Raw genomic sequence first — 13,426 nt, 5'->3', positions numbered from 1 at the left:
GTCGGCCCCCGGAAGCACGATCGTCCCGGAGAGTGGGCACGATGAGGGCATGACCGATACGTCCGGGTGGACCGGCCACGAGGTGGCCGCGCTGCGGCACCGCACCGAAGTCTGGATCGCCGACGATCCCGATCCGGTGTCCCGCGCCGAGCTGCAGAACGTGCTCGCCGGGCTGCCGGCGACGGTCGACGACCTGGCCGACCGGTTCGCCGGACCGCTCACGTTCGGGACGGCGGGCCTCCGCGGCCCGGTCCGGGCCGGTCCGAACGGCATGAACCGCGCGGTGGTGCGGGCCGCGGCCGCCGGTCTCTGTGCTTACCTGGACGATTTCCGGGTGGCCGGTCCGGTGGTCATCGGTTACGACGCCCGCCGCGGGAGCGCCGAGTTCGCGGCCGAGACCGCCGCCGTCGTGACCGGCGCCGGGCGGGCCGCGCTCCTGCTGCCGAGGCCGTTGCCGACGCCGGTGCTCGCCTACGCGGTCCGGCGGCTCGAGGCGGCCGCCGGCGTGATGGTCACGGCCAGCCACAACCCACCGGCCGACAACGGATACAAGGTCTACCTGTCCGACGGCGGGCAGATCGTCCCGCCGGCCGACCGGGAGATCGAGGCCCGGATCCGGGCGGTCGAGACGCTCGCGGCCGTGCCGCTCGGGACGGCCGCCCAGCAGGTCGAAGACCGGCTGGTGGACGAGTACCTCGACGCGACGGCCCGCGCGGTGCTGTCGGCCGGAGGCCCCCGGTCGCTGCGGGTGGCCTACACGCCGCTGCACGGGGTGGGCCGGGACGTGCTGGTGCGCGCGTTCGCGGTGGCCGGGTTCGAGCCACCGGCCGTCGTCGGGTCGCAGGCCGAGCCGGACCCCGCGTTCCCGACCGTGGCCTTCCCGAACCCGGAGGAGCCGGGGGCGGTCGACGAGCTGATCGCGCTGGCGTCGTCGATCGACGCGGACATCGCGATCGCCAACGACCCGGACGCGGACCGGTGTGCGGTCGTCGTCCCGGCCGGAGACGGCTGGCGGCTGCTGCACGGCGACGAGGTGGGGGTGCTGCTCGCGGACTCGCTGCTGCGACGCGGGGTCAAGGGCACGTACGCGACCACGATCGTGTCGTCGTCGCTGCTCAGCACGCTGGCACCGGCCCGGGGCGCGAAGGCCGCCGAGACGCTGACCGGCTTCAAGTGGATCGTCCGGGCCGCCGACGACCTCGCGTTCGGCTACGAGGAGGCGCTCGGGTACGCGGTCGCGCCGGGCGTCGTCCGGGACAAGGACGGGATCGGCGCGGCGCTGGCCGTGGCCGAGCTGGCCGCCGCGCTCAAGGCCGAGGGGCGGACGCTGACCGACCGGCTCGACGAGCTGGCCGTGGAGTTCGGGCTGCACGCGACGTCGCAGCTGTCGGTGCGGGTCACGGACCTGAGCGAGATCGCGGCGGCGATGGAGCGGGTCCGGTCGGCTCCCCCGGAGACGCTGTTGGGCCGGGCGGTGACCGAGGTGCACGACCGGTTGCCGTCGGCCGACGTGCTGACGCTGCGCGCGCCGGGCGTCCGGGTGGTGGTGCGGCCGTCCGGCACCGAGCCGAAGCTCAAGGCCTACCTGGAGGTCGTGGAGCCGGTCCCGGCCGGGGTGCCCACCGCCCGGGCGGCGGCGACCTCGCACCTAGCGCAGCTGCGTACCGAGATGGCCACCGCGCTGGGGCTGGACTAGCGAGGTCGGCGCTTCGCTCAGCCAGGTCGTGACGGCCGGGCCGGCCAGCCGCACCAGCGCCCCCGCGAACGCGACCACCGACCCGGTCTGCAGGGCCAGAGAGGCCACGACGCCCGCACTGGTCGCCAACTCGATCGAGCCGTCGATCTCCACGCCGAGGGCGAGCACCGCGATCGCGATCGCGGCCAGCCCGAACGAGAACACCACGTACCGCCAGGCTCGCGCGCCGGTGCGACGCCGGAGCACGCTCCGCACCGCCAGCAGCAGGAGCACGAGCAGGACGACGCTGGGCAGGAACAGGTAGAGGATCTGGATCGACCCCGAGTCGGCGACGGTAAACGAGACGATCGTGACCGCCAGCGCGGCCGCCAGCAGCCCCAGCGACACCCACCCGAGCGTCCCGGCGCCTCTGGCCTGACGGCGGCCCGCCTCGGCCGCGACCCGCCGAGGGTCCCGCCGGGCGGTCTGCTCCCAGACGTACCGGCGGACCTTCTGCGACGCCAGCGACCAGACGAGCGTCGCCAGCACGCCGACCTGCAGCACGAGCAGCAGCACGCCGACCAGGCCCCCGACGACCTCGACCAGGTCGACCGGCGGATCGGCCTGCCGGGCGATCAGGACCCCGGCCGCGAACCCGGCCGCGACGACGACCGGCGGAGCCAGCACCCAGACCAGCGACCGCAGCACCGGCCGGCCGGCCAGCCCACCGATCGCCGCGAGCGCCACCGCGGCCGGTAACCCCAGCATGACCAGCACCTCGAGCACCAGGCCGACCGCACCGGCGGTGAGCCAGAGCGCCACCGTCGGTCCGTCGGCGGCGACGCCGACCACGACGAGGTCGAGCGTGATCGCGACCGACAATGCGAGGAGCACCCACGGCGCGAGCCGGACGATGCCCAGTGATCCCTGTGTCTGTGGCACGGTTCCTACACGGGCTGTACCACGAAAAGGCTCACACAGCGCCGAACTGACGGTCACCGGCGTCACCGAGACCGGGCACGATGTACGCCGAGTCGTTCAGCCGCTCGTCGATGCTGGCGGTGATCACCCGGATCGGCAGGTTCGCCTCTTCCAGCCGACGCAGCCCCTCGGGCGCGGCCAGCGCACAGATCACCGTGACGTCGGTGGCGCCCCGCTGGGTGAGCAGGCCGACGCAGTGCTGGAGCGAGCCGCCGGTGGCGAGCATCGGGTCGAGCACGAAGACCGGGCGGCCGGTGAGGTTCTCCGGCAGCGATTCCATGTACGCGCGGGGCTGGTGGGTCTCCTCGTCCCGGGCCAGCCCGACGAACCCCATCGACGCCTCGGGGAGCAGCCCGAACGCGGCCTCGGCCATGCCCAGCCCGGCCCGGAGCACCGGCACCAGCAGCGGCGGGTTGCCCAGCCGGACGCCGGTGGTGCGGGCGACCGGGGTGTGGATCGGGTAGTGCTCGATCTCGATGGTGCGGGTGGCCTCGTAGACGAGCATGAGCGTCAGTTCGCGGAGCGCGGCACGGAAGACGGACGGCTCGGTGCGCGCGTCGCGCATCGTGGTGAGCCGGGCACTGGCGAGCGGGTGGTCCACGACAAGGGTCTGCACGTCGCGACGGTACCGCCCCAGGTCAGCAGCCCACTGCCAGGGTGCGGATTCGCCCGGGGCGACCTACGCCGCGCGCGTGCGCTGGGTGGCGCGCGCGCCGCTCGGCGCCACGGCCCGGCGGGTGGTCACCGCCCGCCGGTAGACCGCCTCGATCGCCGCGCCGTACGCGTCGGGAGTGTGCTTCAGGGCCGCGGTGCGGCACGCGACGGCCGTCCGCGCGGCCAGGTCCGGGTCGGTGAGCATGGCGGCGAGGGCGGACGGGAAGCCGTCGCCCGGCGCGCAGACGGCCGCGCCGGCCAGCGGGCCGTGCTCGTTCAGGACGGCGTCGGCCAGCACGACCGGCAGACCGGCCAGCGCCGCTTCCTGCAGCACCAGCCCCTGGGTGTCGGTCATCGACGGGAACGCGAACACGTCCGCGGCCGCGTAGGCCTCGGCCACCGACGCCGCCGTCAGCTGCCCGGTGGTGACCACCCGGTCGCCGAGCCCGTACGTCCGGATCAGGCCGTTCAGCCACCGCTGCTCGTAGATCGCCCCGACCAGCGCCACCCGGACGTCGGGAAGGGTGACGGCGAGGACCGAGACGGCGGCGAGCAGGCCCTCGACGTTCTTCTCGCGGTTCACCCGGCCGACGAACAGCACCAGCGGAGCGCCGGCCGGGATCCGGTGCCGGGACCGGAACGCCGGACCGGCGTCCTCCCCCACCGGACGCGGCCCGACCCCGGTCGGCACCCGGACGACCTGGTCGGGCGCCACCGGCAGTGCCGAACGGCGCAGCACCGCCCCGGTCGGCACCACGACGACGTCGGTACCGCCGAAGAACGCGGAGTTGGCCGCGTCGAGCAGCCCGCCGCGGGTCGCCGACCGCTGCTCCGACCGCCAGGCCCCGGCCACGACCCGCATCGGCCGGCGCGCGGGCCGGATCTCGACGCCCAGCCGGCGCCGGTAGGCGGTCTCGATCAGCCGCATGACGGTGGTCGGGATCCGGTACGCCTCCAGGTAGGCGTGCAGGTCGGTGTGGTAGGTCTGCACGAGCGGCAGACCGAGCCGCTGAGCAGCCAGAACGCCGAGCAGACCGGCCGGCCCGGGTGTGTGGACGTGCACCAGGTCGGGCGCCGCCGACGCCACCCGGGCCACCTGCCGGGCCCGCGGCCAGGTCGCCAACCGGAGGTCGGCGACCCCGCACGGCACCGACGGCAGCCCGACGACCGGGAAGCCGACCGGCGTCGCCTCCGGGTATCCGGGCGTGAACAGCACGTTCTCGTGGCCCCGCTCGGCCAGCGCGCCGGCGAGCGTCCGGATCGACGTGATCACGCCGTCCCGCCGCGGCAGGAAAGTGTCCGAGAAGTGGGCGACGCGCATGGGCCCCGAAGGTAGAGGCGCCGGTGCTCCGCCCGGGGTGCCTTCACCGGTCATTAACCGTCCCGCACGGCAAATGTTGCCCTGACCGGGGCGGTAACGCGCTGCGTAGGATCGTCTTCATGTCCGTTACCGCCGTTCCTGATGTCGGCCGGTCCGAAGCCTCGCTGCGCCGGTTCCTGCACGGCCTGTCCGGCGTCGACGAGGTCGGCGCCAAGGCTCGGGCCGACCGCCTCGGCACCCGCTCGATCAAGACGTCGGCCAAGGCCTACGCGCTCGACCTGGCGATCCGGATGATCGACCTGACCACGCTCGAGGGCGCCGACACCCCGGGCAAGGTGCGCGCGCTGTGCGCGAAGGGCCTGCACCCGGGCGACGACGCTCCGCCGGTCGCGGCGATCTGCGTCTACGGCGACCGCGTGCCCGACGCCGTGGAGGCGCTGAAGGGATCGAACGTGCACATCGCCGCGGTCGCGACCGCGTTCCCGTCCGGCCGCGCGCCCCTGCCGGTGAAGCTGGCCGACACCCGCGCCGCCGTCGAGGCGGGCGCCGACGAGATCGACATGGTGATCGACCGGGGCGCGTTCCTCTCCGGCCAGTACACCCAGGTGTTCGACGAGATCGTCGCGGTCAAGGAGGCGTGCGGTGACGCGCACCTCAAGGTGATCCTGGAGACCGGCGAGCTGGTCACCTACGACAACGTGCGCCGGGCGTCCTGGCTGGCGATGCTGGCCGGCGCGGACTTCATCAAGACGTCGACCGGCAAGGTCTCCCCGGCCGCGACGCTGCCGGTCACGCTGGTGATGCTGGAGGCGTGCCGGGACTTCCGGGACGCGCACGGGCGGCAGGTGGGGATGAAGCCGGCCGGCGGCATCCGCACCGCGAAGGACGCGATCAAGTACCTGGTGATGGTCAACGAGATCACCGGGCCCGACTGGCTCGACCCCGACTGGTTCCGGTTCGGGGCGTCCAGCCTGCTCAACGACCTCCTGCTGCAGCGTCGCAAGATGGCCACCGGTCACTACGCCGGCTCCGACTACGTCACCCTGGACTGAAGATGTTCGAGTACGCGCCTGCACCGGAGTCGCGCGACGTCGTCGCGCTCCGCGACTCCTACGGTCTGTTCATCGACGGCGAGTTCACCGACGGCGGCGGGGTCTTCAAGACCGTCAACCCGGCCGACGAGGAGGTGCTGGCCGAGGTCGCGTCGGCCGATTCGGCGGACGTCGACCGGGCCGTGGCCGCGGCTCGGCGCGCCTTCGACACCGTGTGGGGGTCGATGCCGGGGCGGGAACGGGGCAAGTACCTGTTCCGGATCGCCCGCATCCTGCAGGAGCGGGCCCGCGAGTTCGCGGTGCTGGAGTCGCTCGACAACGGCAAGCCGATCCGCGAGTCGCGGGACATCGACCTGCCGCTCGTCGCCGCGCACTTCTTCTACTACGCGGGCTGGGCCGACAAGCTGTCGTACGCGGGCCTCGGGGGAGCGCGGCCGCTGGGAGTGGCCGGGCAGGTCATCCCGTGGAACTTCCCGCTGCTGATGCTGGCCTGGAAGATCGCTCCGGCGCTGGCCACCGGCAACACGGTCGTGCTCAAGCCGGCCGAGACGACCCCGCTCACCGCGCTGCTGTTCGCCGAGGTGTGCCAGCAGGCCGAGCTGCCGCCGGGCGTCGTCAACATCGTGACCGGGGCCGGGGAGACCGGGCGCGCGCTGGTCGCGCACCCGGGCGTCGACAAGGTCGCGTTCACCGGATCGACCGAGGTCGGGCGGGAGATCGCCCGCGCGGTCGCGGGGTCGTCGAAGCGGCTGACGCTCGAGCTCGGCGGCAAGGCCGCGAACATCGTCTTCGACGATGCGCCGGTCGACCAGGCGGTCGAGGGCATCGTCGACGGGATCTTCTTCAACCAGGGGCACGTCTGCTGCGCCGGTTCCCGTCTGCTGGTGCAGGAGTCGGTGGCCGACGAGGTCCTGTCCTCGTTGCGACGACGGATGTCGACGCTGCGGGTCGGGGATCCGCTCGACAAGAACACGGACGTCGGCGCGATCAACTCGGCTGAGCAGCTGGCGAAGATTCGCGAGCTGTCCGACATAGGCGAGGCCGAGGGCGCTACCCGGTGGTCGCCGTCGTGCTCGCTCCCTGATCGCGGCTTCTGGTTCGCCCCGACGGTGTTCACCGGGGTTTCGCAGGCCCACCGGATCGCCCGGGAAGAAGTGTTCGGGCCCGTGTTGTCCGTGCTGACGTTCCGGACGCCCGCGGAGGCCGTCGAGAAGGCCAACAACACGCCGTACGGGCTGTCGGCCGGGATCTGGACCGAGAAGGGGTCCCGGATCCTCTGGATGGCCGACAAGCTGCGCGCGGGCGTGGTCTGGGCCAACACGTTCAACAAGTTCGATCCGGCGTCACCGTTCGGTGGCTACAAGGAGTCGGGTTACGGCCGCGAGGGCGGCCGCCACGGCCTGGAGGCCTACGTCAAATGAGCCGTCTCTCGGTTCGGAAGACCTACAAGCTGTACATCGGCGGGGCGTTCCCCCGGAGCGAGTCGGGACGGACGTACCCGGTGACCGACGCGGAGGGGGCGTTCGTGGCGAACGCGGCACGGGCATCCCGGAAGGACGTCCGGGACGCGGTCGTCGCGGCTTCCCGTGCCTTTTCCGGGTGGGCCGGGCGGACCGGCTACAACCGCGGGCAGATCCTCTACCGGGCCGCCGAGATGCTGGAGGCCCGCCGGGAGGAGTTCGGGCTCCCGCTCGACGAGGTGGACGCGGCCGTCGACCGGTTCGTCTGGTACGCCGGGTGGGCCGACAAGTACGCCCAGGTCGTGGGCGCGACGAACCCGGTCTCCGGGCCGTACCTGAACCTCTCGACGCCCGAGCCGACCGGGGTCGTGGGGGTGCTGGCGCCTTCGGGGCTGCTCGGGTTGGTGAGCGTGATCGCGCCGGTGATCACGACCGGGAACACGTGTGTGGTCGTGGCGCCGGATGCGGTGGAGGCGATCACGCTGGCCGAGGTGCTGGCCACGTCCGATCTTCCCGGCGGGGTCGTCAACGTGCTGACCGGGCAGGCCGCGGAGCTCGGTTCGTGGCTGGCGTCCCACGAGGAGGTCCGGGGCCTGGACCTGACCGGCGCCGAGGGCGAGCAGGCGGTCGAGTGGGAGGGGCTGGCTGCGGCCAACCTGAAGCGGGTCCGCCGGCCGGATCCGGCCGAGGACTGGCCGGCGGAACCGGCGCTCGCGCGCCTGACCACGTTCGTGGAGACGAAGACCGTCTGGCACCCGATCGGGGTCTAAACAGACCTACGCGGTGGGACGGGGGGCCTTTGCCATCCCTGTCCCACCGCGCTTTGGCTGCGTCCGGCGCCCGGGGGGTCGGCGTCGGCTCGCGTGGTGTCTGACAACTGAACGTTACGATGGCACGTTGACCAGCGGGAAGACCCTTGAGGTTTGCTTAAGGTCTCTCTGATCGCGAGTTAACCCGCGTCTTCCGCATGGCCCGCAGCGCGCCGACCGCCCGATGTAGCGGGCGGTAATCACCAGCCCCACGAGGCACATCCGGCCACGGCTCTTCGCGGTCGGGCACCGGCCCCCCACCGCGGGCCATGTTGCGGAACACCGCCGGGTCGAGCATCGCCAGATCGACCCGGATCCGCGCGCCGCCCATCGGGCTGATGTCGATCCGGATCGACCCCCCGGCCGTCTCCGCCACCCGGCGGACGATGTCGAGCCCGAGCCCGGTGGACCCGCCACCGCTGTTGCCCCGGCGCACCGCCATCCGCGGGTGCTTGATGCCGGTACCGGCGTCCTCGACCACCAACGCGGCCACCGGACCCCGTAACACGAGCACGCTGACCGCGAACGCCACTCCGGGTGCGGTGTGCCGGAACACATTGCCGAGCAGAACGTCCACGATCGAGACCAGCTCGGTGCGGGAGACCGCGACCGGCACCCGCCGCCCGACCCCGGCCAACCGGAAGTCGCGGCCCTCGTCCTCGGCCAGCGCACCCCAGAAGTCGACGCGTTCGGCGACGACCTCGGCCAGGTCGCACCACTCCGGCCCGCGCTCGGACAGCGGCCGGCGCGCGGTCTGGATGATGATGTCGACCTCGCGCTCGAGCGTCGCCACGGCCTCGCGCATCCGGGCCGCGTCCACGCCGTCGTCGAGGGCCTCGGCGTCGAGCCGGAGGGCGGTCAGCGGCGTTCGCAGGCGGTGCGAGAGGTCGGCCGCGAGCTCACGCTCCGCATCCAGGGTCGCGACGACCCGGTCGGCCATCGTGTTGAACGAGAATCCCGCTTCCGACAGTTCCCGCGGACCGGACGGTTCCACCCGCGCATCCAGGTTTCCGTCACCGAACGCACGCGCGACCGCGGCCAGGTTCCGGGTCGCGCCGACGACTTTCGCGGCCAGCCGGTCGGCGACCACCACCGACCCGACGACCAACCCGATCGCGACGACGATCAGCGCCAGCGAGGCACCGGCCACCCCGCGGCTGAGCGCCTCGGACGGCACGAACACCTCGATCACCGCGGTGTCCTCGCCGGTCGACGTCGGCTGCGCGAGCTGCGTCGGCAGCAGGTAGACGACACCGCCGTCCACGCCCGCGGTCGTCGACTCGTCGGTGCCCGTCCGGACGGTCTTGATGTCGGCCGGCTTCGCCCTGGTCGTGCCCAGCGTGGCCTGGCCTGGGATGTGGATGGCCAGCCCGTCCTGTTTCCAGGCCGGCACAGTGGCCAGCGCGCGCTCCCGCTCGTGCAGGTCGTTGGTCGCCGCCAGGATGGAGACCGCCGCGTTCGCCTGCCGCTGGGCGTCGGTGATGGCCCGATCGCGGGCGATCTGGTGCACCACCAGCAGCAACGGCACGACGAAGGCAAGCGAAACCATCGACGTGGTCGCGAGCGCGACCAGCGCGAGCGCACGTCTCATCGGCGGCCTGACCTCATGTGGGATCCACGAGTTTCACTCCCACCCCGCGGACCGTCCGAAGATACCGCGGAGCGGCCGCGGTTTCGCCGAGCTTTCGCCGTAACCAGGAGAGGTGGACGTCGATCGTCTGGTCGCCGCCGACCGCCGGCTGACGCCAGACCGCCTCGACGAGCTCGCGCCTGCTCACGACCGTGCCGGGCCGGGCGGCCAGGTAGGCCAGCAGGTCGAACTCTCGGCGGGCCAGGTCGAGCGCGGTGCCGTCGAGAACGGCCTCGCGTCGGTTGAGGTCGATGCGCAGGCCGCCGACGGTCAGCGTGGGATCGCGCCGGACCTCGCCCGGGCTACTGCGACGCAACACCGCGGTCATCCGCGCGGTGAGGTGCTCGAACGAGAACGGCTTGACCAGGTAGTCGTCGGCACCCGAGTTGAGCAGACGAACTATTTCCCGCTCATTGTCCCGGGCAGTTGCCACCACTACCGGAACATCACAAACGCCTCGCAACATGCGTAATGCGTCTGCACCGTCCAAGTCGGGTAGTCCTAGGTCGAGAATTACTACGTCGGGACGCGCGGACGTGACTTCGCGCAGTGCGTCCAAGGCAGTTCCCACAGCGCGGACGACGTGGCCCGCCTTTGACAGAGAACGTACAAGGGCACTACGGATCGTGGGGTCGTCCTCGACGAGCAACACGGTCGGCATGTTCGGCACGGTAGCCCGATGGAAGGATGGACGGTATGCCTCGTGCGGTACGGCTCACCCTGCTGTGGCTCGGGGCTACGGCGTTAGCGGTGACCGTTTCGTGGTTTGGCGTTCGCCTCGTCCTTTATGCAGCCGTGCCAGATCGGTCGAAACTACCCGCGGTCCGGGAATTAAAAAGCGCGGGTCCACCGGCCGCGGGAGGAACGACCCACAGCCCGACTCCGTCACCGTCCGTAGAAACGCGCAACGATTCCGAGCCCGCGTTGCAGTCGTGGACCGACGATCAGGGTCTGCTCAATTACCTCAGCACGGTGCCGACCGATGGCGGTTGGGCGAAGATCCAGTGGAATCGCGAAGAGGTGACCATCCTCGATTCGCTCCCGGAAGCGGGTTATGAGTCGCACGTAACGCGTCAGAACCCCACCCGGATCGAGATCACGTTCGTTTCCGGGGGAAAATCGACCGAGATCACCGCGTGGTGGAGCAACAACGCGCCCAAGCTCGACGTCGACAACGGCGACGGGTGAGGCGCCCGCCACTCCGCTGCGGAGCAGCCCTAAGGTAGACGGGGACGAATCGGCCGCACCTTGGAGGACCCGTGGCGGGCAGGCACCCGGAGGACCTCGACACCTCCGGCGACGAGATCCTCGACGAGGACGTCGTGGACGAGGCCGAGGAGGCCGACGAGGTCGACGCCTCCGACGGTGAGCGGTCCGAGCGGATCGCCGAGTACTGGGAGGCACTCGGCATCGACCCGGTCGAGATCGCGCTGCCGCGCGGTGGCGTCGGGCTGACGCTGCGGGAGTACCGCGTCGTCGAGGAAGAGCCCGAGATCGACGACGAGGAACTCGAGGCCGAGGCCCTGGCCGCCGACCCGGCCGACGTCGAAGACGAGGACGACGACGACAAGGTCGTCGCCTCCGACTCCGACGAGGACGAGGACGAGGACGAGGACGAGGACGAGAAGCGGGACTCCGGTAAGCGGTTCCGCTCCCTGGAAGCCGAGGCCGACGACGACCTCGACGACCTCGCCGACGAAGACGACGAAGACGAGGACGAGGACGACGACGACGAGAAGGGCCGCGCCCGGGTAGCCGCAGGCGAAGAGGAAGCCGTCTTCCTCGCCACGAACGGCACCCTGCACCTCTTCCACGACGCCGACTCCCTGGTCGCGTTCGTCAAGTCCCCCGCCGCCCACGACCTCACCAGCAGCGAGCACTGGGCCGAACTGGTCGAGACGCTCACCGCCGACCTGGTCGTCCCGGACGACGAAGACCGCTACGAGCTCGACCTCGTCGTCGAGAACCTGCGCGGCGGCCGCGACGTCTGGGAGCGCGACCTGATCATCGGCGCCGGCGAGCTCGCGCGAGACCTGGCCTACGCGCTGGAGCTCACCGAGGTCGAGGGCATGCTCTCGCCGGGCTCCCCGCTCGACGAGCTCGACGAGGCGATCCGCGCGACCGGCTTCTTCGGCCGTCGCAAGCTGCGCAGGATCGGTCCGGAGCAGGCCGCGCTGGGCTGGCGCAGCGTGATCGGCCGGATCTCGTCGGCGGTCGAGTGGCACGACTGATCCACCGATGCCCGTCGCACTGCCGATGGGGCCGCTGGCCGCACTGATCGAGACCGCGGCCCCGGCGGCGCTGCGCGCCGAGATCGTGCGGCGGGCGCTGCCGGGCGTCGAGGACGTCGTTCCCGGGGCACGGACCGTGCTCGTGCGGTGGCGCCCCGGACCGGCCCCGGAGCTGGCCTGGCTGACGTCCTGGCGGCCGGACGAGGCCTCGGCCGCCACCGGGCGCGAGGTCACGATCGACGTGCACTACGACGGCCCCGACCTCGACGACGTCGCCGCGAGCACCGGCCTCGACCGCGACCGGGTCGTCGCACTGCACGTCGGCGCCGTCTACACGGTGGCGTTCACCGGCTTCGCGCCGGGTTTCGGGTACCTCACCGGGCTCCCGGACGTGCTGCACGTTCCGCGCCGCGACTCGCCGCGCACGCGGGTGCCTGCCGGTGCGGTCGGGCTCGCCGGGGAGTTCACCGGCATCTACCCGCGCCCGTCGCCGGGCGGGTGGCAGCTCATCGGCCACACCGACCAGCCGCTCTGGGACCCGTCGGCCCACCCGCCCGCGCTGCTCGCGCCCGGCGACCGCGTCCGCTTCGTTCCATGCTGACGATCCGCAGCGCGGGGCCGCTCACGACCGTGCAGGACCGCGGCCGCCCGGGGTGGGCGCACCTGGGCGTCCCGCGCTCGGGGGCGGCCGACCGGCCCGCGCTCGACCGCGCGAACGCGCTCGTCGGCAACGCGCCGAGCGCGGCCGCGCTGGAGGTGACGCTCGGCGGCCTGGTCGCGGTCTTCGATACCGACGCCGTGGTCGCGGTCACCGGGGCCCGCTGCCCGCTCTCGATCGACGCCGTCCCGGCCCGGCACGCGACCGCGGTCGGAGTGCCGGCCGGCGCCGTACTCCGCCTGAACACCGCCCGGGGCGGGGTGCGGGCGTACCTCGCGGTGGCCGGCGGGATCGCGGCGGACCCGGTGCTCGGCAGCCGCAGCACCGACACGCTCTCGATTCTGGGGCCGCCTCGAGTCCAGGACGGCGACCGCCTCCCGCTCGGCACCGACGTCTTCCGCGCCCCCGCCACCGGAGGCTCCGCCGAGCTCGACCTCGACGGCGTCCTCGCCGGGGCCCGGGCCCGGGCCGTCGTCGAGCCGGCGATCCCGGCCGAGCCGGTGCTCCGGGTCCACCCCGGACCCCGCGAGTCCTGGTTCTCCCCGGCGGCCCTCGACGCGCTCTACACCGCGCCCTGGATCGTCACCCCGGAGAGCGACCGCGTCGGCGCGCGCCTCGACGGTCCCGCGCTGGCCCGTGCGATCGAGGGTGAGCTCCCGAGCGAAGGAATGGTGGCCGGCGCGCTACAGGTGCCGCCCTCCGGGCCCGTGCTGTTCCTCGCCGATCATCCGGTCACCGGAGGCTATCCCGTCATCGGAGTGGTCAATCCCGACGATCTTCCGCTAGCCGCTCAATCCGCGCCCGGAACAACTTTGCGGCTGCGACGCGCCGATGTCGCTGAGCCGAGCGGGCCTTTCATACGTGAGTGAGCCGAGAACGCCACGCTTTCATGGACGACGGCCCGCGATACACCCTACGAAACGGCACACTTACGGGTGTCCGGTCCGAAAACGAC

The 13,426-nt window shown here is 72.3% G+C and carries 13 protein-coding genes; 8 read left to right on the top strand and 5 right to left on the bottom strand.

Annotation, left to right across the window (positions count from 1 at the left end):
• Positions 1 to 49 precede the first annotated feature (49 nt).
• Positions 50 to 1,696 (top strand): phospho-sugar mutase, encoded by a 1,647-nt coding sequence (locus tag FL583_RS10720; RefSeq protein ID WP_142704423.1) that lies wholly within the window; start codon positions 50 to 52, stop codon positions 1,694 to 1,696.
• Here the strand turns inward: FL583_RS10720 and FL583_RS10715 are convergent.
• The 3 genes from FL583_RS10715 to FL583_RS10705 all read right to left on the bottom strand — a co-directional run bounded on the left by FL583_RS10715 (position 1,649) and on the right by FL583_RS10705 (position 4,631).
• Positions 1,649 to 2,617: a hypothetical protein gene (locus FL583_RS10715; RefSeq protein WP_142704422.1), complete on the bottom strand. Its 969-nt coding sequence runs from the start codon at positions 2,615 to 2,617 to the stop codon at positions 1,649 to 1,651. The two genes, FL583_RS10720 and FL583_RS10715, sit on opposite strands and share 48 nt — an antisense overlap.
• Before the next feature lie 31 nt (positions 2,618 to 2,648).
• Complete coding sequence (gene upp, locus FL583_RS10710; protein WP_142704421.1) at positions 2,649 to 3,272, bottom strand: uracil phosphoribosyltransferase; 624 nt, start codon at positions 3,270 to 3,272, stop codon at positions 2,649 to 2,651.
• 63 nt (positions 3,273 to 3,335) lie between these two features.
• Positions 3,336 to 4,631, bottom strand: a complete 1,296-nt coding sequence (locus FL583_RS10705) for a glycosyltransferase (protein ID WP_170323585.1) — start codon at positions 4,629 to 4,631, stop codon at positions 3,336 to 3,338.
• A gap of 119 nt (positions 4,632 to 4,750) precedes the next feature.
• On the opposite strand from FL583_RS10705, the gene deoC reads away from it, so the two are divergent.
• The 3 genes from deoC to FL583_RS10690 are packed head-to-tail and all read left to right on the top strand — an operon-like array spanning position 4,751 to position 7,913.
• On the top strand, positions 4,751 to 5,683 hold the full coding sequence (gene deoC, locus FL583_RS10700; RefSeq protein WP_142704419.1) for a deoxyribose-phosphate aldolase: 933 nt from the start codon (positions 4,751 to 4,753) through the stop codon (positions 5,681 to 5,683).
• 2 nt (positions 5,684 to 5,685) lie between these two features.
• The gene (locus FL583_RS10695) at positions 5,686 to 7,104 is read left to right on the top strand and encodes an aldehyde dehydrogenase family protein (protein ID WP_142704418.1); all 1,419 of its coding nucleotides are present in this window, start codon (positions 5,686 to 5,688) and stop codon (positions 7,102 to 7,104) included.
• Positions 7,101 to 7,913: an aldehyde dehydrogenase family protein gene (locus tag FL583_RS10690; RefSeq protein WP_142704417.1), complete on the top strand. Its 813-nt coding sequence runs from the start codon at positions 7,101 to 7,103 to the stop codon at positions 7,911 to 7,913. Before FL583_RS10695 ends, FL583_RS10690 begins: the two co-directional genes overlap by 4 nt.
• A gap of 157 nt (positions 7,914 to 8,070) precedes the next feature.
• On the opposite strand, the gene FL583_RS10685 is transcribed toward FL583_RS10690, so the two are convergent.
• Positions 8,071 to 9,543, bottom strand: a complete 1,473-nt coding sequence (locus FL583_RS10685; protein ID WP_142704416.1) for a sensor histidine kinase — start codon at positions 9,541 to 9,543, stop codon at positions 8,071 to 8,073.
• A 13-nt stretch (positions 9,544 to 9,556) separates the two neighbouring features.
• A complete protein-coding gene (locus FL583_RS10680; protein ID WP_142704415.1) occupies positions 9,557 to 10,243 on the bottom strand; it encodes a response regulator transcription factor in 687 nt (228 codons plus the stop codon).
• An 89-nt stretch (positions 10,244 to 10,332) separates the two neighbouring features.
• Between FL583_RS10680 and FL583_RS10675 the strand changes: the two genes are divergently transcribed.
• From FL583_RS10675 to FL583_RS10660, 4 genes are all read left to right on the top strand, one after another.
• Positions 10,333 to 10,770, top strand: a complete 438-nt coding sequence (locus FL583_RS10675; protein ID WP_142704414.1) for a hypothetical protein — start codon at positions 10,333 to 10,335, stop codon at positions 10,768 to 10,770.
• A 71-nt stretch (positions 10,771 to 10,841) separates the two neighbouring features.
• On the top strand, positions 10,842 to 11,813 hold the full coding sequence (locus FL583_RS10670; RefSeq protein WP_205752012.1) for a hypothetical protein: 972 nt from the start codon (positions 10,842 to 10,844) through the stop codon (positions 11,811 to 11,813).
• Positions 11,814 to 11,820: 7 nt separating this feature from the next.
• Complete coding sequence (pxpB, locus tag FL583_RS10665) at positions 11,821 to 12,414, top strand: 5-oxoprolinase subunit PxpB (RefSeq protein WP_170323584.1); 594 nt, start codon at positions 11,821 to 11,823, stop codon at positions 12,412 to 12,414.
• A complete protein-coding gene (locus tag FL583_RS10660; RefSeq protein WP_142704413.1) occupies positions 12,408 to 13,340 on the top strand; it encodes a 5-oxoprolinase subunit C family protein in 933 nt (310 codons plus the stop codon). Before pxpB ends, FL583_RS10660 begins: the two co-directional genes overlap by 7 nt.
• Positions 13,341 to 13,426: the final 86 nt, after the last annotated feature.

The organism is Cryptosporangium phraense, assembly GCF_006912135.1.
Classification (GTDB): Bacteria; Actinomycetota; Actinomycetes; order Mycobacteriales; family Cryptosporangiaceae; genus Cryptosporangium; species Cryptosporangium phraense.
The sequence above is the reverse complement of the archived record's forward strand: the minus strand, read 5'-3'. Positions and strand labels throughout refer to the sequence as shown.

What these genes read in the sequence shown, in the direction of transcription:
- FL583_RS10720 (WP_142704423.1), top strand. Translation starts at nt 50, where the DNA reads ATGACCGATACGTCCGGGTGGACCGGCCACGAGGTGGCCGCGCTGCGG.
- FL583_RS10705 (WP_170323585.1), bottom strand. Translation starts at nt 4,631, where the DNA reads ATGCGCGTCGCCCACTTCTCGGACACTTTCCTGCCGCGGCGGGACGGC.
- deoC (WP_142704419.1), top strand. Translation starts at nt 4,751, where the DNA reads ATGTCCGTTACCGCCGTTCCTGATGTCGGCCGGTCCGAAGCCTCGCTG.
- FL583_RS10695 (WP_142704418.1), top strand. Translation starts at nt 5,686, where the DNA reads ATGTTCGAGTACGCGCCTGCACCGGAGTCGCGCGACGTCGTCGCGCTC.
- FL583_RS10690 (WP_142704417.1), top strand. Translation starts at nt 7,101, where the DNA reads ATGAGCCGTCTCTCGGTTCGGAAGACCTACAAGCTGTACATCGGCGGG.
- FL583_RS10685 (WP_142704416.1), bottom strand. Translation starts at nt 9,543, where the DNA reads ATGAGACGTGCGCTCGCGCTGGTCGCGCTCGCGACCACGTCGATGGTT.
- FL583_RS10680 (WP_142704415.1), bottom strand. Translation starts at nt 10,243, where the DNA reads ATGCCGACCGTGTTGCTCGTCGAGGACGACCCCACGATCCGTAGTGCC.
- pxpB (WP_170323584.1), top strand. Translation starts at nt 11,821, where the DNA reads ATGCCCGTCGCACTGCCGATGGGGCCGCTGGCCGCACTGATCGAGACC.
- FL583_RS10660 (WP_142704413.1), top strand. Translation starts at nt 12,408, where the DNA reads ATGCTGACGATCCGCAGCGCGGGGCCGCTCACGACCGTGCAGGACCGC.